The sequence below is a fragment of the Streptomyces sp. RLA123 genome (assembly GCF_056270165.1).
Map to the genome: position 1 here is coordinate 154,339 of NZ_JBWDOR010000003.1, position 23,070 is coordinate 177,408.

Consider the following 23,070-nt stretch of genomic DNA (forward strand, 5'->3'; position numbering starts at 1 on the left):
CACCGGCAGCGCGAACCTCCTGGTCCGCTACCTCAACCAGGGCTCACGAGGCAGCGCGCTTCCGGCCGAGCCCCCCGAGAAGAGCCGCGCATCTACCCGGTCCCGGCAAGGGCTGACGCACCGCCGTCCTGCGAGGCCGGCGGGCCGCTCAGGCGCCGATGCGGGGCGGTGTGGCAGTGCCGTGGACCCGCTTGGCGTGGGCCGCGTACTGGCGGCGTGCCATGGCCGGGGCGAGCAGCCGAACGGGCAGTGGGGCCGCCGCGAGGACGGCCTTGACGACCTCGGGGTCGCCCTCGTACATCGCCATTCCGAAGACGAGCGCCATGTCCTTCTTCGGGGTGACCGCCTTGCCGTGCTCGGCGAGCTGGTGCCACTCCTTCGCGGTGAGATGCTTCTCGACCAACGGCAGGATCTCCTCCTCTTCCAGCGCCATGTGCTCCACGAGAGCCCTCGTCAGCCTCTCGAACGCGTCAGCGAGCCCCTCGCCGCCCTGCCCGGTCGAGCGCCACCGGTCGAGCAGTCCGGTGACCTCCGTGTGCCCGTCCTCGATGGCCTGGTGCTGCTGCTCCATGGCCGGCACGATGGCCGCCGCCTCCGCTCGCCCGCGCTCCATGAGCTTGGGCCACAACAGCAGGTCCTCGCCCTCGTGGTGTTGGTGCAGGACGGCGCACACCAATGCGGCGTGGGCGCCGACAACCTCCGCGCGCCGGGTGTCGCCCGGCGCGACGGACCGGATGAGGCCGGGAAGCAGCAGGAATTCCCGGCGCAGCCCCGCGTGGGCCATGTACATGTCGCGCGTGTCGGCCATGGGTTCATTGACGAGTGGAGCCATTTTCTCTTCCTTGTATCGCGGCCGCGGATCCCGTCACGGGATGCGGCCGGTCTTCGATGATCGGGCACGACCTCGTGTACGACCGGACCGCCCGGTGGGCTGCGAGACGGCCGCCGTCAAGGACGGCTCGCCGAGCGGCGTTGTCCGGCAGGTCAAGCAGTGCGGAACAAGACGCCTGCTCCGCCGGAAACGGAAAGCAGGCCGCAGCCGCCAGAGGAGCATGCCAAGAGGACGCATCCCCCTGCATCGGCCAGATGACCTGACCAGGCGGCCCAGGTAGGGATAACGGAGCGGTCTCGGCTGACCGGCGCGTCGAGGACCCGCCTCCAGGACTTTGTCGTTCTCGCGGTCGGCGTAGGGGCCGGCGCCTTCGAGGCGGTCGTCATGACGGCGAGGTCCCTGGGGCGGGGGGCCAGGGCGCAGCTGCCGGGTTCAGGCCGGACGGAACCGCCGCGACGAGGTCATTGCCGGTCCAGGTCGGCCAGGGCGTCGCGTAGGGCCGCGCGGGTGGTGATTCCGAGTTTGGGGAATACCTGGTAGAGGTGGCCGCTCACGGTGCGGTGGGACAGGTGGAGCTTCTCGGCGATCTGTTTGTTGGTGAGTCCGGAAGCGGCGAGGTGGGCGACCTCCGATTCCTGTGGCGTGAGCCCGACGGAGCCAGACTCACGCCGGACTGCCCACCCCGCTGCCCTGAGTTCGCGTCCGGCCCGGTCGGCCCACGGGCGCGCGCCGAGCTCCTCGAAGATGTGCAGCGCCGTCAGCAGTGCCGTTCTGGCGGCGCTGGTCATCTTCGCTTTCCGCAACCGTTCGCCGTAGGCGAGGGTCACACGCGCCCGTTCAAAGGGCCAGTCGTCGATGCCGGGAAGCGACAGAGTCCGCTCGAACAGCGCGGTCGCCTCGTCGTCTGCCGTGGCCGCCAGGGCCGTGGCCCCGCCGACGAGCAGCGCGAGGCGTGGCGAGATGCTCGCGGTCCCGGCTTCCAGAACGGCCCGCACATGAGCGGTCGCCGCTGCCTGACGGTGGGTGCGCACGGCCGCTTCCACCAGGTCCATCACCACCCAGATCGCATGGGGGACGTAACGCGCCAGCGTGCCGGCGGGGCTGATGGCCTCCGCGTGCCGGAAGGCGCTGTCGAAGTCCCCTTCCGCGAGTGCCGTCAGCACCCTGAGGTGCGCGGCAGCGGTCATCATGTGGCCCGCGCCGCGGGGAATGGCCCAGGACGTCATCGCGTCTGCTGTCTCCGCGGCCGAACCGACGTCACCGCGTACCGCCGCGACAAGCGCCTTCTCGTACCGGAAGTACCAGGTGTAGGACGGGTAGTCGACCTGCTCCCTGAGCAGGAGACCTTCGTCGGCCAGGCGGATCGTCTCGTCCCACCGGCCGGTGTTGAACGCGTCCTGGCACAGGAGCGGAAGGACGCCGAGCTTCTTGACGGGCAGACCTGCGTCCTGTTCCTGGCGGTAGATACGGCGCGCAGCGTCGCGTGCACCGGACAGCCGGTCCACGTAGACGCCCGCGGTACCGATGCGGACGATCCTCGTCGGATCGCTCTCCTGGGCCAGCCCGGCGAACAGTTCGTCCAGGCCGCGTAGTTCGGCGGCGCCCACCCGTGCGGGATCGCCGAGTGCCGCCGCGGACACCGTCATCTCCGCAGACACGTCGGGCACGCGTCCCACGATCCTGTGGAACGCCTGCCACAGTTCCTGCCGAGCGCTGAAGTGGCAGAGCAGCATCAGCACGTAGAGGGCTTCATCGAGCGCGGGGTCGTAGGCATCGCGCCGGTGGAGCGTCTTCTCGATGGCGTTGACCATCACATGGTGGGCCATGTCGATGTCCCCTGTGCCGTTGAGCATCATGTGGACCGCGGTGGCCGCTGAGTAGAGGGAGGCGTGGTCATCGGTCCCGGCTTGCCGGGCGCCTTCGAGGAGGTGGGAGGCGTTGACCAGTTCGCCGGTCGCGTCGGCGCTGATGAAGGCCGCCTGGGCGAGCCGGCGGGCGCGGTCGGGTGCTGCGGGGCTCAGGTGTCCGGCTCGCGTGAGGGCCCGGATGGCGGCGTACGCGTCACCGCGTGTGACGACCTGGTGAGCGCTGCGTTCGAGGAGGGCCGCGACATTCTCGTCGGGTTCCACGGACGCTTCGCCCAGATGCCACGCCCGGCGTTCGAGCTGGTGGTCGTGCAGTACGTCGGCGATAGTGCGGTGTGCCGCGCGGCGCTCCGCGGTGGTGGAGGCTCCGACGATCGCCGAGCGGATCAAAGGGTGGCGGAAGCTGAGGTGGTGGTCGCCCTCATCGATCCGGATCAGGTCGTCGTGCTCGGCGGGGCCCAGGTCCACCAGCGTGGCCTCGACGGAAGGAAGCTGTCCGGCGCGTTGAAGGAGGGCCAGGTCGCCGGTCCCGTCCAGCGCGGCGATCAGGAGCAGACGGCGAGAGGCGGGAGGCAGGCCGGCTGCCCGCGCGAGGAAGAGGGCTTTCAGGCGGCGGCCCAGGGGCAGGATTTCCGGTAGGCGTTCCAGTGCGGCACGCTGGGGTCCGGTCAAGGTGGTGGGCAGTTCCAGTAGCGCGAGCGGGTTGCCTTGGGCGGCGGTGACGATCCTGTCCACCACGTTCCCGGCCAGTTCCGGATGACGGAAGCCGACGAGTCGGCGTGCTGATCGCTGGTCCAGCGGCAGGACCTCGTGCTCGGGCAGGCCCGCACCGTCGAGAAGGCTCCCAGGCCCCCCGCGGGCCGCCGCCAGCAAGGTGATGGGAGTGCCGGTGAGGCGGCGGGTGACAAAGCCGAGGATCACCGAACTGGCCCGGTCAATCCATGGAAGGTCGTCCACGATCAGCAACAACGGCTGTTGCGCGGCCGCACGACGCAGCAACGCCAGTGTGGCATTGGCGACGACAAGGCCCCGCGGTGGCGAGCCTGTACCGAAACCCAGGGCCACCCGCAGCGCCTCACGGTAGAGGTCGTCGAGCGCCTCGATCTCCTCATGGAGGGGAAGAAGCAACTGGTTGAGACCGGAATACGTCATATCGGCCTCGAATTCCGCGCCCACCACCCGCAGGATGCGGACACCGGCCGCAGAAGCGCGCTGGGCGACCGCGTTCAGCACGGCGGTCTTACCCACCCCGGGCTCGCCCGACAGCAGCAGCGCCCCCGGGGCGTCCGCCGGACGGTCGAGGAGGCCGTCGATCAGTTCGAGGTCCTGCCGACGCCCGACCAAATTCTCCGGTTCGCAGTCATGCGAACGGTGATCGCGGCTCACGAACGTCTCCCCATTACTTAGGTCACGCAGGGTGCACAGCGTCGGTCCACCCGGGTGGTGCAGTTGTTCCGCCGCCGCGGGGGAACCGCAGCGGGTCCGGAATCCGGTGGCCGCCCGCCGAGGACGGGATCCCGGACCGGACCGCGGCTCGCGCCGCCGGTGAGGCGCCCACTGTCCTCTCAACGCCCACTGCCGGCGTTTCGTGCCTCTTTATGCGATGCCACGTGCTGTCCACTGCTTGATGTTCGTTTCTCCGACCGCTCGTTCGCCCGCCCGTTTCCGGATTCACCGGTGAGCAAGCCCGTCGCCATGCAAGGCGCCGGGTACGGGTCACCACATCGCCGGCTCCCCCCGAAATCCACGTACCGGCCACAGGGGCTGCGCCGCTAGTTCCCGCGGTGTACCCGCCGTTCGCACGCGGTCGGCCGGACACCGGCACTGAATGCACGCACGTCATGAAGCCCGGTGATCACCGTGATGCCGAGCGTACGCATCGACACGTGGCCGAGCATGAGTGATTCGACCTGTTCTTCCGTAAGGCAGCCCCCGTCTCCTGCTCTGGAGGCCTGCCCGGACTGGGATCGAGCATGACCTGGGGGCCATACGCCGGCCGCGAACCGGGCTGTCTCCTGCCTGCCGAGCGGGTCGTGCTCCGGTCGGGCAACCGGGGCGTCCGCGGCCGGCAGATCTGGTTCGGCCCCGCCCTGGCCGGCACCGCGGTGACGCCGCGGATCGACGTGAACCGGCTGCATGCCCTGATCGACGGCGCCCGGCAGAAGACGCTGCCCGCCAAACTGTCCGGCCGGGCATACGGACACTGCTGGTCTGCGGCGATGCCTGGCCCGCCGGCTCGTGGACGCAGAAGCCGGGCCCGGTCACCGGCGCAGTGGTGAAGGTCTACCGCAACCCGGTCGGTCACATCGGCCTGGACGGTGACAAGGTCAACATCAGCCGGTCGTTCGCCGGACAGCGGGTCGCCCTCCGGCTCGACGGCACCGTCATGCAGGTCCTGGACGAGCACCGCACCCTGCCGCCCGCACTGCCCTCCTCCTGCCAGCGACGGCTTGCGGCCGAGTGCGCGGACGACGTGCCCGGCTCAGAGGCAGAGGCCGGCCCGGAAGGCGAACGAGACGAGCTGCGCCCGATCGCGTGCGCCGACCTTCGTCATGGCCCGTACCGCATGCGTCTTCACGGTGAACGGCGACACGGACATCTGGGCCGCGATCTCGTCGTTGCCGAGACCGCTCGCAATGAGAACGACCACGTCCCGCTCCCTGGGTGTCAGAGCGCCGAAGCGTTGCAGCAGCTCCCGGTCGATCACCGGGGGCGGGCTGTCGGTCATGTGACCGATGAGCGCGGCCGTCGCGGCGGACGACAGCGCACCGCCACCGCCGACAACCTCGGTGATTCCTGCGATGAGTTCGGCGGGGCTCACTGTCTTGCTCAGGAAACCGTTGGCGCCCGCGCGCAGGGCGGCGAGAACGATGTCGTCCTGGTCGAAAGTGGTCAGCACGATCACCCGCGTCTTCTCGGGTGGATGCTCTGCACGAATCCGGCGGGTGGCTTCGACACCATCGATGCCGGGCATCCGGATGTCCATCAGGACCAGGTCGACGGGATACTCCCGGAGGAAGGGGACGACCTGGAGTCCATCGGAGAGATCACCCACGACAACGAGACCCGGGTCGAGCCGAAGCATCGCCCGGATCCCGGCCCTGATGTCGTCCTGGTCGTCGACGATCACAATCCGCGTCATCGGACGACGGCTCCCAGGAGGCTGAACTCCGCGCGGACCCGGAATCGCCCGTCGTGACTGTCGATCGTCAGCCGCCCGCTGGAGGACTCGACACGTTCACGCATCCCCACGAGTCCGAGTCCGCTGCCCGAGTCGGAGCCGCGGGGTGAGCGACCGACACGGTTCTCCACGGTGACGCAGATCCTCCCGTCGCGCTCACGCACATCCACGGTTGCCGTCCCTTCTCCATGCCGGTAGGCATTCGTGAGTGCTTCTTGAACGACGCGGTAGACCGTCACGCCGACGCTGGGCTCCACGAAGCCCACGGGTATGTCGATGGAGGGCCGGATGTCGAGGCCGATGCTCTCGAAAGAGGCGATGAGTCCTTCCAGGCCGCTGAGCGCCGGGGTCGGCCGCAGCGCCTCGCCGTCGGCGACGTCGTCCCCGAGGCGGAGGAGCGCGAGGATGCGTTGCGTTTCGACGACGACGGTGCGGGCGCTGGCCCTGGCGGAGACAAGGGCCTGACGGGAGGACTCGGCATCTTCGGGCAGCCCGATCTCCGCTGCACCGAGGTGCAGGCTCAGCATCGCGACCTGGTGGCCGATGACGTCGTGGAGGTCCCGGGCGATGCGAAGTCGTTCCTCGGTCACTCGTCGGGTGGCTTCGATCTCGCGGGTGGCGATGGCGCTTTCGGCCCGTTCCTCCAGGGTCCACCAGTGATCTCGATGGATGCGGAGCGCGGCCCCTGTCGCCCCTCCTGCCACAGCCGAGAAGAGAGCGGCGGCTCCCACGACCGCGCCGCCACGGAATCCTCCGAACGTCATGAACGCCCCCAGGAAGAAGGCCGCCACGATGCCGGTTCCGGCCAACGGCTGCTTTCCCCTGAGGGTGACCGAGAACAGTACGAGCACCGCCATCATCCACACCGACAGGGGATCGTGGCCCACCGCTGTCACGGCGAAGGACGCCGCGCTCGTCACGACCAGTCCCGCCCACGGCTTCCGCCACGACAGGGTGACGCCACCGCCGGCGAGGAGCACGGAGAAGGCCGTCGGCCAGTCCGAACCCCTCAGGATCACCGCCACGATCTGGCTGGTGAACACCAGCGCGGCCAGCGTGTAGGCGACCCGGTGCAGCACCTCGGGGCGGCGGACCCACAGCGGCACCGCGAGCCCGTCCTGACTGTTCTGCGCCTTGACCATGAGCCGATTCTCGTTCACGTGTGCGGCGGCCGTGTACTTCGAATGATGTAGACCGCGAACCTGCGTCGGTCGACCAGGACGGCGGAACGCATGCCGTCGAAGCGGAGGGCCGAACTACTTCGTCCGAAGTACACGGCGCCTCCCGAGGCCCCTGACACTCGTCATCGAGGCGCCCGTCTCACACCGTCACGATCACCACGGGACACCCGATGACTCAGCAGACCACCGTAACCTCGGCCACTTCGACCACGGCCACGACGACGCCCTCCAGGCTCCGATCGCTCTACCTGATCCGAGTCGTCTTCTCCCTGATCTGGGTGGTAGTCCTCTTCACGACCTCCGCCTCGCTCGTGTCGACGGACATGCCCACAGTGATCGCGGCCGTACTGCTCATCGTCTACCCCCTGTGGGACGCCTTCGCCACACTCCTCGAGCGTCGCCTGGGCGGCACCGGCTCCACGAACCGCGTCCGTACCGCCAACATAGGTCTCGGCCTGGCCACCAGCGCCGGAATGATCATCGCCGTGTTCTCCACCATCGGGACGGCCCTGCTCGTGTTCGGCGTCTGGGCCCTGCTTTCCGGAGCCATCCAGCTCGCCGTAGCGATCCGGCGCCGGCGCACCGTCGGCGCCCAGTGGCCCATGGTCATCAGTGGCGGACAGTCCGTACTCGCCGGCGCCACCATCGCGGCCACGTCCGCCTCGGCGACGAGCAGCCTGTCCACCGTCGCCGGATACTCGGCCTTCGGTGCCTTCTGGTTCCTGGTCTCCGCGGTCACCCTCAGCATCCGCAACCGACGCGAAAAGCGCTGACCACCGCCCGTAGCAGCCACCGTCTCTCCCGGAGGCGTGGCGTCCTCACCAGAAGTCCGACCGACGACCCACGAGCAACCCTTCGCCGGCGACAGCAAAGCCTGCGGAAGGACGTCAGGTCCAGCAACCCCGCTCGCAGCGTGTTCATCCCGGACGACGCCGACAACCTCGCTCCCCGCACCTGCGTCGTCCACCCCGAACTCGTCCAGGAGTATCCGCCCCATCAGCATCGAGGACGCCCAGGAGACGCTGGGTATCCCGCCGGCCCACCGTGAGCCGGCCTGTGCCCACTTCCAAGGACGCAACCGTGACGGGCGGATCCGCGCGGGAAAATGAGCGGCGGGGTCTCCCTGGTACGCGGTACGGTCCGCCGATGTCAGCGACCAAGAAGTTCCAAGTCACATTTGACTGCGCAGAACCTGAGCGCCTCGCTCGCTTCTGGTGCGACGTGTTGGGGTACGTCATACCGGCGCCACCGGAGGGGTTCACCACCTGGGACGATTTCAACCGCACCCTGCCTCCCGAGAAGCAAGGATCATGGTTCGCCTGCAGTGATCCCTCAGGCGTGGGCCCGCGCCTGTACTTCCAGCGCATCCCTGAAGGCAAGATCATTAAGAATCGTGTGCATCTCGACGTCCGGGTCGGCACCGGACTCGTGGGGGACGAGCGCCTCGCCACGCTCGAAGCCGAGTGCGCACGACTGGTCGCGCTCGGCGCGACCCACGTGCAAACGCTGTACGCCGACGAGGAGAACGAGTCGTGCATCCCGATGCTGGACATCGAGGGCAACGAGTTCTGTATCGACTGAACATTCTTCGGGCCCGGAGCGGCCACGACCCCCTTCGCCTGCCTGATGGGAAGGCGTCATGGCCGTTGCCGGGTCAGGGCCGTCCGGGTCCCGGCCCGACTTTCACGCGGCGCCAGGGACGCTCGCGGCAACCGGAAGACAGGCGCGGCCGTTTTCCGTGGGATTTCGTTCGCCGAGCCCCCGGTCGGCGCGTTGCGCTTCGCGGCTCCGCGACCGGTGCCGGGCCTCAGCGGGGACGGGAGAGTCGTTATCGCAACGCGGTGGCCGACGGTCATGCGTGCGGGACCACCGCCACAGGGGCAGCGCTGTGATGCAACACGGCCTGGGTGACCGGACCGATGTGGCTGCCGACCGAGGAGCGACGGATATGGCGGCCGACCACGACCATGCAGGCGTCGGCAGAGGCGTCCACCAGGTGGTCAGCAGCTCGGCCGACGGCCTGGTAGGCCTCGACCTCCACCTCGGGATGCTTCAGCCGCCATGTCCGCAGGGCGTCAGTGAGCGCCCCGTCGAACTCCGAGGCGATCTCTCCGATCAGGTCGGGCAGCACCGTGCCGGTGCCTTGCACGTACGGGTGCAGCGTCCAACCGTAGATCACCCGCAGGCGCGCGGCCCGGCGGGCGGCCGCGTCGAACGCGAAGCCGAGCAGGTCGTCGTGCGGATGGTCCAAGTCGAGACCGAGGACGACATCCCGGTACGGCGTAGTGGCCGAGGCCGGCCCGCCGGCGTCGGGAAGGTGTTCGTCCTCGGCGGTCCTCCCGGCCCTGACCAGGACAACCGGGCGGTGCGCTGAGGCGATGACCGCGAGGGCCACGGAGCCGACGAAGAAGCCGGTGATGGCGCCGAGGCCGCGTGAACCGAGCGCCAGCACCTCCGCCTCCTCGGCGGCGGACGACAGGACAGCAGCCGGCCGTCCGGCGACGTCCTCGGAACTGATCTCCCGTTGCGGGTAGCGGCCGCGCAGGGTGTCGGCCGCCTCCCTCGGCACACTCTCGGCCCACGCACGCATGGCCACAGGCCCTCCCAGGGGCGCCTGAGCATAGGGTTGCCACTCCCAGACGTGCAGCAGCCGCAAGGGCAGCCCCCGCAAGGAGGCATCCCGGGCCGCCCAGTCGGCGGCCGACAAGCTCTCGGCCGAACCGTCCAGGCCGGCGATGACAGGACGCACCATGACGACAACCTCCTCGCGGAGAGTGGCACAGCGGGCGTGGCTGCTGTCTCCAGCGTGCTCGACGTCCCCTGCGGCCGCATGGGCCGCAGGTCCCCTCGGAGGACCGACCGGCCCATGCGGCGGGCTGGAAGACACCAGCGGCTGCGACTCGTTGCCGTACACGCCGACGGCTCACTCAACGCGGCGGCCCGGGGACGCGGGGTCCCCGGGCCCGGGCTGCTTGACGCGTGTCGTACGAACGGGCTCAGCGAAGCCAGGCGTGATCGCGGACCAGCGGCAGGCGGGCCCAGACCCGGCCCATGCCCCAGGTGGCGCCGGCGGAGACGGCGGCCAGCGCGATCAGCACGGCGGCGTAGATGACGTGATAGTCGGCGAACGGGTTGCTCGACATGCTCGGCGAGCCGTCGGCCAGGTGCTTCGCGGGAGGCCATTCGGCGATCCACATCATCGCCATCAGGGCCGTGCCGGCGATGGCGGCGAGCCGCAGTGCCACGCCGCTGACAACGGCGACACCGACGCCGAGCAGGCCGAGCATGAACAGCCAGTCCACCCAGCCGGCGCCGGCCCAACTGTGGAACGTGGACCGCAGCGGTCCCGCGGCCACACCGCTCAGGAATCCCTTGGTGGGCGATCCGCCATCGATCCAGCCCTTACCGGAGGCGGTGGCATAGCCGAAGCCGAAGGTCTTCTCGAGGAAGGCCCACAGGAAGACGAAACCGGTCAGGAAACGCAGGCCGGCGAAGACGTACGCGCGGATCGTGGCGCCCGTGGTCGCTTCCTCGCCGGATGCCTGCGCGGCCCCGGTCCTGCGCAGCGACGGAAGGCGGAGCCCGGTGTGCCGGTGGGGGTGTCCTTGGACGGCCATGATGCTGATCCCTTCGGGACGGAGCGCGAACGGTGGGTGGCAGCGTCTTTGTTGCGTGTTCACCGTCCCGCTGGACGCAGCGCACTGCCGTGGGCCGAAGGCCCATTCCGTGAGGGCCGAACAGCCCTGCTGCGAGGGCTCGGCCGTCGCGCTGTCGGTCGCCGAGATGCTGTCCCGGGTGGCCCGTCCGCACGACGCGATCGAGGGCGTGGTCCCCGGACTCGCGGGGATGCACGACGTGGACGACTATCCGCGAGCCCGCACGATTCCCGGCCTGCTGGTCTACCGCTACGACTCGCCGTTGTTCTTCGCCAACGCCGAGGACTTCCGTCGCAGGGCCCTCGACGCGGTCGACGCCCAGGACGGGCGAGTTCGCTGGTTCGTGCTCAACGCCGAGGCCAACGTCGAGGTCGACATCACCGCACTGGACGCGGTGGACGCGCTGCGTCTGGAACTGACCGGCCGTGGCATCGTCTTCGCGCTCGCCCGGGTGAAGCAGGATCTGATGGACGACCTGGACGCCTACGGTCTGGCCGAGGCGGTGGGGCGGGACCGCGTCTTCCCGACGCTGCCGACCGCCCTGTCGGCGTACGCCGCCTGGGTGCACGAGCGGCAGGACAGCGGCTGAAAGCGCGGCCGCGTTCGCGGTCCTGGGGCCGAACCGTTCGACGGGCGGGAAGCCGGTCGGCCACCCGCTGCAACGGGACCCCTTCTCGCCCCGCGAGCATCCTCGGCGACTGTCGTCACCTGCCACTACCTGGCCGGAAGAGCGTTCGATGCCTTCCCCATGGCGCTATGTTGAGAACCGGAGAGACCCCCTCCCGTGCCTGATGGAGGAATCCATGGGGATGGAGCCCGACGAGGGTCAGGAGCGCCTGCCGCGGCTGCGGCTGGACGGACTGCTGGACGAGTTGCAGATCCGGATCGATGCCGTGCGCGGGACGCGGGACCGCGTGCACAGCCTGCTGGAAGCGGTGCTGTCGGTCGGGCGCGAGCTCGATCTGTCGCAGGCGCTGCGCCGGATCGTGGAGGCCGCGGTCGTGCTCGTGGACGCGGAGTACGGCGCGCTCGGCGTGATCGGTGATGACGCGACGCTGTCGCAGTTCCTCACAGTGGGGATCCCCGGCGATCAGGTCGAGTCGATCGGCCCGCTGCCGTCCGGCCACGGCATCCTGGGCGAACTCATCCGCCATCCCGAGCCGCTGCGGCTGGAGGAACTTTCCCAGCACCCGGCCTCGTACGGCTTCCCGGCGAACCACCCGCCGATGCACTCCTTCCTCGGCGTCCCCATCCGGGTCCGCGAGGAGGTGTTCGGCAACCTCTACCTGACCGAGAAACGCGGGGGCAAGGAGTTCGACGGCGAGGACGAGGCCGTGCTGTCGACCCTGGCGGTCGCGGCCGGTGTCGCCATCGACAACGCCCGGCTGTACCAGGAGGCCCGGTCCCGGCAGCGCTGGCTGGAGGCGAACGCCGAGATCACCGCCAGCCTGCTGTCCGGCGCCGAGGAATCCCGGGTACTGGAGCTGATCGTCGAGCACGGCCGGCACATCCTGGGCGCGGACCTGGGCGCGGTGGCCCTGCCGGTCGAGGGGACCGGCAACGTCCGGATGGCCATCGCCACCGGCATCGACGCCGCCACGCACCGAGGTCTCACTCTGCCGCGTAAGGGGTCGTTCGTAGGGGCCGCGATGGCGGCAGGCGAACTGATCACCAGCTGTGATGTGGGGCGGGACCCCCGTGTCACAGTGGGGCCGCCCCGGTTCGACGGGCTGGGGCCCGCGGTGGCCGTTCCCATGAGTACCCCGCACGGTGTACGTGGGGCGCTACTGCTGGCCCGGGCGCAGGGCGAGCCGCACTTCACCGAGATCGAGACGGCTCCGCTGACGGACTTCGCGGGTTCCGCCGCGCTCGCCATGGAACTGGCCGAGCGGCGCCGCTCCGCCGAGCAACTGGCACAGTTGGAAGACCGCGACCGTATCGCCCGCGACCTGCACGACCTCGCCATCCAGCGGCTGTTCGCGACGGGCATGACGCTCCAGAGCGCGGTCCGCTTCGTCGACCACCCGCAGGCCAACGAGCGGCTGCTGCGCGCGGTGGACGACCTGGACGAGACCATCAAGATCATCCGGTCCACGATCTTCGGCCTCCGCACACACGATGCCGGTCCCGGCCGCAAAGGCCTGCGGGTACGGGTCGCCAGGGCGGTGGAGGATGCCGTGGCGGCGCTCGGGTTCACCCCGGCCCTGCGCATGGAGGGCCTGATCGACACCGACGTACCCGCTCCGGTGGCCGAGCAGGTCGTCGCCGTGCTGGGCGAGGCGCTGTCGAACGTGGCCCGGCATGCCGACGCCCGCTCCGCGGACGTGGCGCTGGTGGTGGGCTCGGGCACTCTGACCTTGACCGTGGCCGACGACGGCGTGGGCATCCCCGAGGGCGGCCGCCGCAGCGGCCTGGACAACCTGGCCCAGCGGGCCCAGGCACTGGGCGGGTCGTTCATCACCGGCACCAGTGCCGCCGGCGGCGCGCTCCTGCAGTGGCGGGTACCGCTCGGCAGGTAGTTACCCCTGCGGCACCTCCAGGACCTCCGCTGCCGGCCTGCGGGGGCTCGCCGGTCCCTCAGGACCGTAGCCGAACCTGATGAGCATCTGGACGTGAACCGGCCCGCTGTCGGTACTGCGCAGGGCCCAGCGCAGGTCAGGCCACTCCAACGCCTGGTGCATCAGCGACGCGCGCAGCTGGTGCGTCGTGGCGACCAGCAACACGTGTTCCAGCGCCTGACCGGCCCGTAGCCAGTCAGCGCGCCGGTCGGCAGCGGTGGACAGAACGGCGATGAGCGGCTGCTGCTCGAAGACGGCGGCGGGCACCTGGTTCTCCGGACGAAGCCCGGAGAAGTCCCGCACAGGAAGCCGGCCTGCGGCGTCAAGCGGGCCGAGGGCTGCGGTCGGCAGTCCGTCCTGCGCGCCATCGCGAATCCAGTGGCGGCTTTCGGTCCGGCGTCCGGTGTCGGAGGCGTCCCGTCGTTCCGCTTCCGCGGTCAGCTCAAGCAGCCTCTTCGTCTCGTCCGCCTCCGGCAGGTGCAGTGTCGCACCTTCGGCATGTGCGGCATCGATGAGCTCGGCAAGGACGGGCTCTGGAGGCCGGTGGGGCGAGAACGGGGAGCGACTGCTGTGGCGGCGCCACAGAGCTTGATACAGGTCCCTGTGGTGTTCCGTACCGGCTCGGGGTGGCCCGGCCAGGCGTACGGAGGCCAGAAGGTCCGGCTGTGCCGGCGCCGGCAGCAACCGAACGACCGGCTCCCAGCCGAAGTGGGCGCTCGCGACCCGCAGATTGAACACTGCGGCGCCGACGGACACGTGCAGGGCGCGGCCGAACGGGTCGGCCTCCCCGAGCCCCCGTTCACCTGCGGCCCGCACCAGGAGCGTGGCGGTCTCCGGCTCGAGACGGAAACGCCACGGCTGGCTGTTGTGGAACGACGGTGCGGCAACCGCAGCGGAGATCAGTTTCTCCAGGACCGCTGCGTCGAGGACCGAAGTCGTCATGGCACTCTCCCTCCAGCCGGAACCTGTATTCAGGTTCCGGCCGGGCCGTGCCGGGCGGGAGAGGCCGACCGGCCCGGAGCAAGGGGCCACGTGGCCCGATCTCAAGGACGAGCCGCGTTGCCGCCCGTGCCCTGGTACTGAGTGGCGAGGACGGCAGCCTGGATACGGCGTTCGACACCGAGCTTCCCGAGCAGCCGGGAAATGTGGTTCTTCACCGTCTTCTCCGACAGGAACAGTCGGCTGCCGATCTGCCGGTTCGTCAGTCCCTCTCCGATGAGTTCGAGAATCTCCCGCTCCCGCGGGGACAGTGCGGCCGGCGTCACGTCCTGCTGGCTCGTGTCCGGGTCTTCTTGGTGGCGCAGACTGCTCATCAAACGAGCGGTGGTGGCCGGGTCGAGCATCGACTGGCCGGCGGCCACCGTACGGACGGCGGAGATCAGGTCGGCCCCCTTGATCTGCTTGAGGACATAGCCGGCCGCACCGGCCATGATGGCGTCCAGCAGCGCGTCGTCGTCGTCGAACGAGGTCAGCATCAGACAGGCCAGGTCCGGCATGCGGGAACGAAGTTCGCGGCAGACCGCGATACCGTCCCCGTCCGGGAGGCGCACGTCGAGGACCGCTACATGGGGACGCAGGGCCGGCCCGCGGGCCAATGCGTGGTCCACCGACCCCGCCTCTCCGACCACTTCGATGTCCGGCTCCGCGTCGAGCAGGTCGTACAGACCGCGTCGCACCACTTCGTGATCGTCGACCAGGAACACCCTGATCGGCGTCTGTGGTGTGAATTCCACTGCACCTGTCATCCCGGCCCCCTGCCCTGTGTGGCGTTCCCACCTGCCGATCGTCGCCCACGAGCCGTGCGCACACCAGGGCCGAACGGACCCGGGAAGTGAAGGAATCGGCCCGCACGGCCCCTTCGGCCGGCCTCTTCGGCCCCTGCAGCGTCGTCCGACCCCGTGCGATCGTCGCACTACAGGACAAGGGGGCGTGGCCATGAACGCAACGATGGTGCTCTGGCGCCGGCGACGTCATCCGCTTCGGCGCCGATCGGACGTTCTTGCAGCGTGGACAGCTGTTGCGGCAGCCTTTCTGATAGCCGTCGGAGCGCCGGCGGTGGGCGCGGTCACCGCAGTCCGCGTGGAGCACTCTGCCCTCCGTCAGGGTCAAGGAATGCGTCAGGTCACCGCCGTGGTGCGAAAGGACGCCGCCCACACGGTGATGAACGCCTACACAGGTTCCCGCGGCAAGGTCGATGCGCCCGTGCGGTGGTCCGCTCCCGATGGTTCGGTGCACACCGGAAGCGCTCAGGTGGACTCTGGCAGCCCAGCCGGTTCGATCACCCGTGTCTGGGTCGACCGGGAGAGCCGGATCCAGCAGGTGGCCCCACCCGCTTCCGGAGAGGCACGGACCCAGGCGGTGGTGTCGGGGGTGTACGCCGCCATCGGAACGAGTGCGCTGGTTGTGGCGGGCCGTTGGGCCGTGCGGCAGCGAATCGACCGGCATCGCGCCGATGCCTGGGACCGGGAATGGGCCGAGGTCGAACCTTCCTGGGCACACCGCCAGGCGTGAACACCCCTGCATCGGCGATGCCTACAGGGCCGCTACAGGGTCGTTCAGCCGATCGGAATGAGGACGACGGGGCAATGGGCATGATGAAGCATCGCGTGCGTCACCGGGCCCATGCGCATTCCCAGCGGGTCGCCTTGCCGTCGTCGGACGCCGAGGACCACCACGTCCGCTGACCGGCTCGCTTCGACCAGAGCGGCCGCTGCCGGTCCAGAGACCGTGTGCACTCGTACCGCGACATCGGGGAAATGTTCGGCTTGCTTTGCCGTCGCGAAACGGGCGAGTGCCTCGTGCTGCCGGGCCTGGGCCGCCGCGTCCTGCCGCGGTGAGACCGGCCACTGCCCCATCCGCGCCAGCGGACGGGCCCAGGTGTGCAGCACCCGCAGTCGTGCACCACGCCGCGCGGCCTCCTCGAAGGCGAAACGGACGGCCCCGGCATCACCGTCGTCCTTGAGTCCGAGCAGCACGTTGTCGTGCCGCAGGCCGCGGCGCGCGGCGGCGTCCTCACCGCGGACCACCAGCAGGGGGCCAGCCGTGTTGGCTGCCACCCGAAGTCCGACCGAACCGAGGAGCAGCCCGGCGAATCCACCGAGACCGCGCGTACCGACGACCGTCAGCGACGCGGTGCGGCTCAGACGGGCCAAGGCCGTCGCCGCCGGTTCGGCGGACAACTCCAGCGCGATCGGCACGTCGGGGCGGCGGTCGGTCACGCGCAGGGCAGCCAGATCCAGGAGACTGCGAGCCGCCTCGACCGGCGGACGGTCGCGGTCGGCCTGCAGCCCGAAGCCGACAGTGGCCGGATCGACCCATGGCAACCCGTGGACGACGCGGAGAACCGCAGACCGTAGGCTCGCTTCGTCCGCGGCCCGGTCCAGAGCCCTGGTTGCCGAATCCGAGCCGTCGACACCGACCGCGACCTCCGCGGGCGACTGGTGACCCTCCTGGTATTCAGCGCTGGGTCCGGTCATCCTGGCCTCCCGTCAGTGGCGTTCCGGACTGCTCCCGCGCCGAACCGCGGGGCTCGCGGCCGTCTCGGTGGCCTCAGCCGTCGACGATGCGCCGTCCCGACACGGTGCCCGGGGTGATCTTGACCCACAATTTGCGGCCGCCCCCGGCCCACGGACCGGTGCGGGCATGTTCTGCCAGATGCCGCACTCCGGCCGGGTCGGTGACGGTTCGGGCGACACCGCGGATCAGCACGCTCCACCCCCGGCTCAGCATGTCGTCCACGTGGTCGACCTCGAACGCGCACCTTGTTCCAGACACCGCCGCGGGGGTGGACCTCGGGTAGGTGCGGAACGCGATGGTGCCGTCGACGACCGTGTAGTTGACCGGCAGAATCGTCAGTCCCTCGGGCATGAGCAGTCCTACCCTGCCCACCCCGTGTGTGGACAGCAACTCCCAGCACTCCTTGCGGCTCAGATCGACCAGCTCGGCGCCTGCGGTTGCCTGCCCGCGACCGAGATGGGGATCGGCGCTGCCGCTCAGCGCGGAAACGCTGGTCTCCAGCGCGTCGGCAAGATGTTGCAGCTCCGCGCCTTGCGGAGCAGCAGTGGGTTCGAGTTCCACGTACTGGAGGTGGTCGGGAGCCATCCTTGCCCGCGCCGCCGTCTCCTCCCGTGAAAGGCCAAGTTCCTGGCGACGCAGTGCGATCCGCCGCCCGATGTCACCGCTGGCCGCCGGTTGTGTGGGGGGCTCCGCCATGACAGATCACGTCCTTCCTCGGTGCCCGGTGGCCCTCAGCTCGTGACAGCCGGGGGGAATGCCGCGGGCCAACGAGCACGACCTCGAGCGCTCCCATGCGGCGGGGCGGGCCTCACCTGGCCTTCCCTTCGTTGGTGGGAGCGGTGTCCCTTCGCCAGGATCGCGAGCAGCACTGGTGCGACGCATGGGCCTACCGGGCCCGTTTACTGGGCTGTCCGGGCCCGTTCGCAACGGGGAGCGCCTTCGGTCCGCCCGCCGCCAGTGCCGTGACCTCCCCGGCCTCGCGGCATGGGCCAGTCGGGCTCGTGAACGGACCCAGCGCCCTCTCGCGCCCGACGGCCGAAACCTCGTCCTCGGCGCCACCCCACTGGGCATCGCCCTGGCCTCCCGCGCACGCCACGGCTCAATGGCCGACCCCTTCCTACTGGTGGCCGTCACCACAGCGCTCGCGCTGCAGATCGCCGGTGTCTACCTGTCCCCACTGCGTGCGTTGCTGGGTACCGAGCCCCTGTCCGCAGGGGACCTCGCCGTCGCCTGTGGCCTGTCCGCCCTCGGATACCTGGCGATGCGCCTCCGGACGCGGCTGTTCCCGGCCCGCTGAACGGACCTGGGGCCGGCCCCTGATCGGCGTCACTCGCGGGCTGTGACGAGGTGGGGAGCAGGTCACCGGGCAAACGTGTGGAAACCTGAGGTGCGCCAGGTACGGCTGTCGGGCAGGACGGCGAGTGCCTCGTATCCGGCCAGTGATTCCAGCCAGGCGCGGGAGTTTTCGCCCTGTGCGAAGGCGGCGGTCGCATAGGCATCGGTCATCGTCAGCCAGGGTCCGATGACGGTGACCGAAGCGAGTGCTGCGGCGGGAGCGCCGTCGTGGGGATTGACGATGTGCGCCCCGCGTTCCGCGGTGCCCGAGGTGGCGACGGCCAGGTCGCCGTTCGCGGTGATGACCGTGGCCAGCTCCGCGGGGCGCATCGGGTGGGCGATGCCGATGCGCCACGGCGTGCCGGGGGCGGCCTGGCCGCGGAGCTGGATGTCGCCGCCGCCGTTGACGCACGTGTGGCGTGCGCCGGCGTCGTAGAGCAGCCGGGACACGTTCTCGGTGGCCCAGCCCTTGACGATGCCGGAGGGGTCGAGGGTGCCGTCGGCGACGGCGCTGAACCAGCCGTCGGTGTCCCTGGTCGCCTGGTCGCACAGCGAGAGCACTTCGTGAACCTCGGGCGGGCAGTCGGCCGGGCGGATCTCCCCGCGGCCGAGCCTGCTGACGGCGCTGTCGCGCCGATAGGTGGAGAAGACGGCGTCCACGGTGTGCAGGTGGCGGACGGCCTCGGCAAGGGCACGGTGGATCGCGGTCGTGGGCCTGTCGCGGACGTCGAAGGAGAAGACGGTGCCCATGACGGGTTCGACGTGCCGCAGACCTTGCGCGGTGTCATGCACGGGCCTGGTCCAGAGCGCTCTGCAGGGACTGGATGTATCCCTGGCTGGTGTAGCTGGCGCCGGACACGGCGTCGATGTGGGCACTTTGGGCGCCCAGGGCTTCCTGGGCCAGGCGCGGCAGGGAGTAAGAGGCGATCTGCTGGTCCCTGCCGTTCTCGTCAGGCGCCTGAAGGACGCGGACGGCGGTGATCTTCCCGCCGCTGAGGGTGGCGGCGACCTGCACTGTCCCGTATCGCGTGTCGATGGGGGCACCCGTGAAAGTGCCACTGGTGGCGCCGGTCCCGCCCAAGGGCGCCTTTTGCCCGGCCGGCGGCGACGAAGAGGTCGGCGCGGGAGTGGCCGGGCCGTCTGCCAGAGGGGCGAGATGGTGGGGTTTGAGGGAGAGCAGCACGACGATCAAGGCACTGGTCCCGGTGGTGGCGAGGACGGCTCGGCGCATGGCGGTTCTCCTCAGAACGCGAACGACTCGTGGTGGATGCGGCGGGCGGGAACGCCTGCCTCCCGCAGGGCCCGGACAGCGGCCTGCGTCATGGGTGGGGGGCCGCAGAGGTAGACGTCGTGGTCGGCCAGGTCGGGAACGAGGCCGGTCAGCCCGTGTGCCGTCAGGGGCGAGGAGAACCGTTCCGGGGTGTCGACGACGTAGTGGACGCTCGCATGACGGCGCTCCGCTATCGCGTCGAGTTCGCCGCGCAGCGCGAGGTCTTCCGGGCGCCGTGCCCGATAGATGAGTGTCACCTGGCCGGGCAGGGTCTCGAACAGGGCCCGCAAGGGTGTGATACCGACACCGCCTGCCAATAGCAGCACCTTGGCCGCGGTGCGCCGGTTCGCGGTGAAGCCGCCATAGGGGCCTTCCGCCCAAACGCGGGTGCCGGGAGTCAGCCGGGCCAGCGCCCGGCTGTGGTCGCCGGCGGCCTTCACGGTGATGCGCAGGTGCTGAGGCTGGGCGGGGGCGGACAGAGAGTACGGGTTGGCGGTCCACCACAGCCCCCGGGTGAGGAAGCGCCAGCGCAGGAACTGCCCCGGTGCACCGCCCAGCTCGTCCAGGTGCTCACCCCTGAGGTGGACGGACACGACGCCCGGCGCCTCAGGATGGACGGCGACGACCTTGAGCCCGTGGCGCAGCCCGCGCCGGAGGGGGACGGCGAAGCGGTACCAGGCGACCAGGGCGGCGACGCCGAGGTAGAGGGCGTACCAGGCGGCCTGGGCGGCCCGGTTGCCGACGAAGTCCGCGCCGTTGGAGAGCTGGTGGCCGAAGGCGAGGAAGACCGCCAGGTAGGTGGCGAAATGCAGGTAGTGCCAGGTCTCGTAGCCCATCTTCCGGCGGGCCGCACGGGCGGAGAGGACGCCTGTGGCGAGGAACAGCAGAAAGCCGGCGGTGCCCTTGAGCAGGTCCGGATAGTCCAGGACCAGGGTCGTGGTCTGCCCCACGAGGGAGGTGTGCGAGGCCAGGGAGTAGCCCCAGATGATCAGCAGGGTGTGGGCGAGGGCCAGTGACACCGTGCAGCGTCCGCCCCAGGCGTGCCAGCGGGCGAGCCGGTCGGTCCCCACGCTGTGGTCCAGAAGGGGGATCCTGGCCATCAGGGCGAGCAGGACCGCGCACGCGTATCCGGCGAGGAGACCGCTGATGCGGCCGGCTCCGGTCAGCCAGCCCGCCGGGCCGACGACGGAGGTGGTGTCGCTCCACCAGAGGGCCAGCACCCCCGCGGCGCCCGCCCAGATCGCAAGCGGCGCGAGCACCGGGACGATACTGCGGTGCGGCCGCCGGTGCTGCAGGTGGCGGCCCTCGTAGGTGGCACTCGTGGATGTCGTGGCCATGGAGTTCCCAGAGGCTCGATCGGGTGTCGGGCGCGCCCAGCATCACAACCGAACCTCTGCGTACCTTCTGAACCGGGCACCACAGCAGGGGCTCAGAGGAAACTCAGAGGCGTCCACTGCCGACAGGGGGCCACTCGCGAGAGATGCTGGACAGACCATGGAAGAACGCAGCACTCCACCGCTCCGCGCCCTGCAACGTCCCGACGGCAACCCGGTGCGGATCCTGGTCGTCGACGACGAACCTGATGTCACCGACGTGCTGTCCGGTGCCCTGAGCGGCGAGGGCTGGGAGGTCCGCACGGCCGGCGACGGAGCGTCCGCGCTCGCCACGGCTCGGGGCTTCCGCCCCGATGCGGTGGTCCTGGACTGGATGCTCCCCGACGCCGACGGCCTGCACGTCCTGCGCGAACTGCGGCGCGACGCGCACCGTGTGTGCGTGCTGTTCCTGACCGCCCGCGATGCGATCGAGGACCGCATCGCCGGCATCACGGCCGGCGGTGACGACTACGTCACCAAGCCCTACAGCCTGGAAGAGGTCCTCGCCCGGCTGCGCGGCCTGCTGCGCCGGGCCGGCATGACCGCCGAAGCCGAGGCGCACCTCCTGGTGGTCGGCGATCTCACCATGGACGAGGAGGCCAGGGAGGTCCGCCGAGGCGGGACGGTCGTCGAGCTGTCCCGTACCGAGTTCGAACTCCTGCGGTTCCTCATGCGCAATCCCCGGCGCGTGCTGTCCAAGGCCCAGATCCTCGACCGGGTCTGGGCCTACGACTTCGGCGGCCGGGCCCATGTCGTCGAGCTCTACATCAGCTACCTGCGGAAGAAGATCGACGCCGGGCGCTCCCCGATGATCCACACCGTGCGCGGGGTCGGCTACGTCCTCAAGCCGGAGACGCCATGAGGCGGCTCCCTCCGCGTACGCTGCGTGGTCAGCTCACCGCCGGGCTCCTCGTCCTGCTTGCGGTCGCATGCCTGGCTGTCGGCGTCACCACCGTCCTCGCCCTCCAGGGGTTCCTGGTGGGGAGGCTGGACGAGCAGCTCACGGCGACCGGCGGCCGCTTCGCCGCCAGCCTGGAGCACGAGAGGGCCCCCGACGCGGACAACCGGCCGGACACCCGGGGACAGGCCGATGCCACCTTCGGCGCCCGACTGCTGGACGGTGTCGTCACCCAGGCCGCGGTGGTCGACGACGCGACAGACCGTCCCCTCACGCTCCTCCCCGGTGACCGTCATGCCCTCAACCGCATCCCGGTCGACGGGAGGGGCCACAGCATCCGCCTCTCCCCTCTGGGCCCCTACCGGGTCGTGGCGGTGCAGGGCGACGACAACGACATCCTCCTCACGGGCCTTCCCCTGCGCCCCGTGGAAGCGACCCTGCACCGCCTCGAAGCCGTCGAGGCCGGGGTGTTCGGCGCCGCCCTCCTCGCCACAGGCATCGCGGGGGCGGTGTGGGTGCGGGTCTCCCTGCGCCCCCTGCACAGGGTCACAGAACATGCGTCCGGCGTCGCGCGACTGCCCCTGGCCGACGGCGACGTCGCCATGCCCAAGCCTCTCCCGGACTCCGACCCGCGCACCGAGGTCGGGCAGGTCGCCGCCGCACTCAACCAGATGCTCGGACACGTCGAGGACGCCCTCATCCGGCGCCAGGCCGGCGAGGAACGCCTGCGGCACTTCGCCGCCGACGCCAGCCACGAACTGCGCACCCCGGTCGCCAACATCCGCGGCCACGCGGAACTCGCCCTGCGCCGACACGGCCCCGTGCCCAACGGCATACGCCATGCCCTGGAACGTATCGAGTCCGAGTCCCAACGCATGACCCGCCTCGTCGACGACCTGCTGCTCCTGGCCCGACTCGACGCCGGACGTCCCCTCGAACACGACAACGTCGACCTGACCCTGCTCGTCCTCGACGCCACGCACGACGCCCGCGCCGCAGGTCCTGGCCACCGCTGGCTCCTGGACCTTCCGGAAGAACCCGTCACCGTCACCGGCGACGCCCACCGACTGCAGCAAGCCATCGGCAATCTACTCGCCAACGCCCGCACCCACACACCACCCGGCACCCAGGTGACGGTCACCCTCACCTCGGACGAGGCCGGTGCCTGTCTGACGGTCAGTGACAACGGACCGGGCATCCCCGAGGAACTCCAGTCAGAGGTCTTCACACGTTTCGTCCGTGCCGACCAGGCGCGCTCGCGCAGTACCGGCAGTACCGGACTCGGGCTCGCCATCGTCCAAGCCGTCGTCGCCGCTCACCGAGGCACCGTTCACGTCAGCAGCCGCCCTGGACACACCGCATTCCGCGTGGTGCTCCGCAACTGAGCCGACCGGGCTCGTCAGCC

At 70.2% G+C, this 23,070-nt stretch carries 21 protein-coding genes and 2 pseudogenes; 10 read left to right on the top strand and 13 right to left on the bottom strand.

Features of this window, described 5'->3' with window-relative positions; genetic code table 11:
• Window positions 1–148: 148 nt before the first annotated feature.
• Window positions 149–832, bottom strand: a complete 684-nt coding sequence (locus RV983_RS00945) for a hemerythrin domain-containing protein (RefSeq protein WP_475983830.1) — start codon at window positions 830–832, stop codon at window positions 149–151.
• A gap of 461 nt (window positions 833–1,293) precedes the next feature.
• A complete protein-coding gene (locus RV983_RS00950; protein WP_475983831.1) occupies window positions 1,294–4,266 on the bottom strand; it encodes an ATP-binding protein in 2,973 nt (990 codons plus the stop codon).
• Window positions 4,267–4,712: 446 nt separating this feature from the next.
• On the opposite strand from RV983_RS00950, the pseudogene RV983_RS00955 reads away from it, so the two are divergent.
• A pseudogene (locus RV983_RS00955) lies at window positions 4,713–5,172 on the top strand (IS481 family transposase); the annotation flags it as partial.
• Between the two features lie 7 nt (window positions 5,173–5,179).
• Here the strand turns inward: RV983_RS00955 and RV983_RS00960 are convergent.
• Both RV983_RS00960 and RV983_RS00965 read right to left on the bottom strand, forming a co-directional pair.
• Window positions 5,180–5,839 (bottom strand): response regulator transcription factor, encoded by a 660-nt coding sequence (locus RV983_RS00960; protein WP_475983832.1) that lies wholly within the window; start codon window positions 5,837–5,839, stop codon window positions 5,180–5,182.
• Complete coding sequence (locus tag RV983_RS00965; RefSeq protein WP_475983833.1) at window positions 5,836–7,020, bottom strand: sensor histidine kinase; 1,185 nt, start codon at window positions 7,018–7,020, stop codon at window positions 5,836–5,838. Before RV983_RS00965 ends, RV983_RS00960 begins: the two co-directional genes overlap by 4 nt.
• Before the next feature lie 209 nt (window positions 7,021–7,229).
• Between RV983_RS00965 and RV983_RS00970 the strand changes: the two genes are divergently transcribed.
• The 3 genes from RV983_RS00970 to RV983_RS00980 all read left to right on the top strand — a co-directional run bounded on the left by RV983_RS00970 (window position 7,230) and on the right by RV983_RS00980 (window position 8,970).
• Window positions 7,230–7,832: a DUF308 domain-containing protein gene (locus RV983_RS00970; RefSeq protein WP_475983834.1), complete on the top strand. Its 603-nt coding sequence runs from the start codon at window positions 7,230–7,232 to the stop codon at window positions 7,830–7,832.
• A 373-nt stretch (window positions 7,833–8,205) separates the two neighbouring features.
• Window positions 8,206–8,640 (top strand): VOC family protein, encoded by a 435-nt coding sequence (locus tag RV983_RS00975; protein WP_475983835.1) that lies wholly within the window; start codon window positions 8,206–8,208, stop codon window positions 8,638–8,640.
• A 45-nt stretch (window positions 8,641–8,685) separates the two neighbouring features.
• Window positions 8,686–8,970, top strand: a complete 285-nt coding sequence (locus RV983_RS00980; RefSeq protein WP_475983836.1) for a carboxylesterase family protein — start codon at window positions 8,686–8,688, stop codon at window positions 8,968–8,970.
• On the opposite strand, the gene RV983_RS00985 is transcribed toward RV983_RS00980, so the two are convergent.
• Both RV983_RS00985 and RV983_RS00990 read right to left on the bottom strand, forming a co-directional pair.
• The gene (locus RV983_RS00985; RefSeq protein ID WP_475983837.1) at window positions 8,912–9,811 is read right to left on the bottom strand and encodes a universal stress protein; all 900 of its coding nucleotides are present in this window, start codon (window positions 9,809–9,811) and stop codon (window positions 8,912–8,914) included. The genes RV983_RS00980 and RV983_RS00985 overlap by 59 nt on opposite strands.
• A 244-nt stretch (window positions 9,812–10,055) precedes the next feature.
• A complete protein-coding gene (locus RV983_RS00990; protein ID WP_475983838.1) occupies window positions 10,056–10,676 on the bottom strand; it encodes a hypothetical protein in 621 nt (206 codons plus the stop codon).
• 142 nt (window positions 10,677–10,818) lie between these two features.
• On the opposite strand from RV983_RS00990, the pseudogene RV983_RS00995 reads away from it, so the two are divergent.
• Together RV983_RS00995 and RV983_RS01000 are read left to right on the top strand one after the other, a co-directional pair.
• Window positions 10,819–11,304: pseudogene (locus RV983_RS00995) on the top strand (STAS domain-containing protein); the annotation flags it as partial.
• Window positions 11,305–11,524: 220 nt separating this feature from the next.
• The gene (locus tag RV983_RS01000) at window positions 11,525–13,234 is read left to right on the top strand and encodes a sensor histidine kinase (RefSeq protein ID WP_475990183.1); all 1,710 of its coding nucleotides are present in this window, start codon (window positions 11,525–11,527) and stop codon (window positions 13,232–13,234) included.
• On the opposite strand, the gene RV983_RS01005 is transcribed toward RV983_RS01000, so the two are convergent.
• Window positions 13,235–14,215 (bottom strand): Acg family FMN-binding oxidoreductase, encoded by a 981-nt coding sequence (locus RV983_RS01005; protein WP_475983839.1) that lies wholly within the window; start codon window positions 14,213–14,215, stop codon window positions 13,235–13,237.
• A 101-nt stretch (window positions 14,216–14,316) separates the two neighbouring features.
• Complete coding sequence (locus RV983_RS01010) at window positions 14,317–15,018, bottom strand: response regulator (RefSeq protein WP_475983840.1); 702 nt, start codon at window positions 15,016–15,018, stop codon at window positions 14,317–14,319.
• A gap of 202 nt (window positions 15,019–15,220) precedes the next feature.
• Here RV983_RS01010 and RV983_RS01015 point away from each other — a divergent pair, with 202 nt between their 5' ends.
• Window positions 15,221–15,784 (top strand): Rv1733c family protein, encoded by a 564-nt coding sequence (locus tag RV983_RS01015; protein WP_475990184.1) that lies wholly within the window; start codon window positions 15,221–15,223, stop codon window positions 15,782–15,784.
• Between the two features lie 44 nt (window positions 15,785–15,828).
• Here the strand turns inward: RV983_RS01015 and RV983_RS01020 are convergent, their stop codons facing one another.
• Together RV983_RS01020 and RV983_RS01025 are read right to left on the bottom strand one after the other, a co-directional pair.
• Window positions 15,829–16,749: a universal stress protein gene (locus RV983_RS01020; RefSeq protein ID WP_475983841.1), complete on the bottom strand. Its 921-nt coding sequence runs from the start codon at window positions 16,747–16,749 to the stop codon at window positions 15,829–15,831.
• 73 nt (window positions 16,750–16,822) lie between these two features.
• Complete coding sequence (locus RV983_RS01025) at window positions 16,823–17,485, bottom strand: helix-turn-helix domain-containing protein (protein ID WP_475983842.1); 663 nt, start codon at window positions 17,483–17,485, stop codon at window positions 16,823–16,825.
• Between the two features lie 184 nt (window positions 17,486–17,669).
• Here RV983_RS01025 and RV983_RS01030 point away from each other — a divergent pair, with 184 nt between their 5' ends.
• Window positions 17,670–18,086 (top strand): cation transporting ATPase C-terminal domain-containing protein, encoded by a 417-nt coding sequence (locus RV983_RS01030; protein ID WP_475983843.1) that lies wholly within the window; start codon window positions 17,670–17,672, stop codon window positions 18,084–18,086.
• A 62-nt stretch (window positions 18,087–18,148) separates the two neighbouring features.
• Here RV983_RS01030 and RV983_RS01035 read toward each other — a convergent pair whose 3' ends face one another.
• The 3 genes from RV983_RS01035 to RV983_RS01045 are packed head-to-tail and all read right to left on the bottom strand — an operon-like array spanning window position 18,149 to window position 20,731.
• Entirely contained in the window at window positions 18,149–18,916 is a 768-nt protein-coding gene (locus RV983_RS01035; RefSeq protein WP_475983844.1) for an FAD:protein FMN transferase, read from the bottom strand.
• The gene (locus tag RV983_RS01040; RefSeq protein WP_475983845.1) at window positions 18,909–19,355 is read right to left on the bottom strand and encodes an FMN-binding protein; all 447 of its coding nucleotides are present in this window, start codon (window positions 19,353–19,355) and stop codon (window positions 18,909–18,911) included. Before RV983_RS01040 ends, RV983_RS01035 begins: the two co-directional genes overlap by 8 nt.
• Before the next feature lie 11 nt (window positions 19,356–19,366).
• A complete protein-coding gene (locus RV983_RS01045) occupies window positions 19,367–20,731 on the bottom strand; it encodes a ferredoxin reductase family protein (protein WP_475983846.1) in 1,365 nt (454 codons plus the stop codon).
• A 157-nt stretch (window positions 20,732–20,888) separates the two neighbouring features.
• On the opposite strand from RV983_RS01045, the gene RV983_RS01050 reads away from it, so the two are divergent.
• Window positions 20,889–21,629, top strand: coding sequence for a response regulator transcription factor (locus tag RV983_RS01050; RefSeq protein ID WP_475983847.1), 741 nt, complete (start codon window positions 20,889–20,891; stop codon window positions 21,627–21,629).
• Window positions 21,626–23,050, top strand: a complete 1,425-nt coding sequence (locus RV983_RS01055) for a HAMP domain-containing sensor histidine kinase (RefSeq protein WP_475983848.1) — start codon at window positions 21,626–21,628, stop codon at window positions 23,048–23,050. The genes RV983_RS01050 and RV983_RS01055 overlap by 4 nt, the downstream gene beginning before the upstream one ends.
• Window positions 23,051–23,070: the final 20 nt, after the last annotated feature.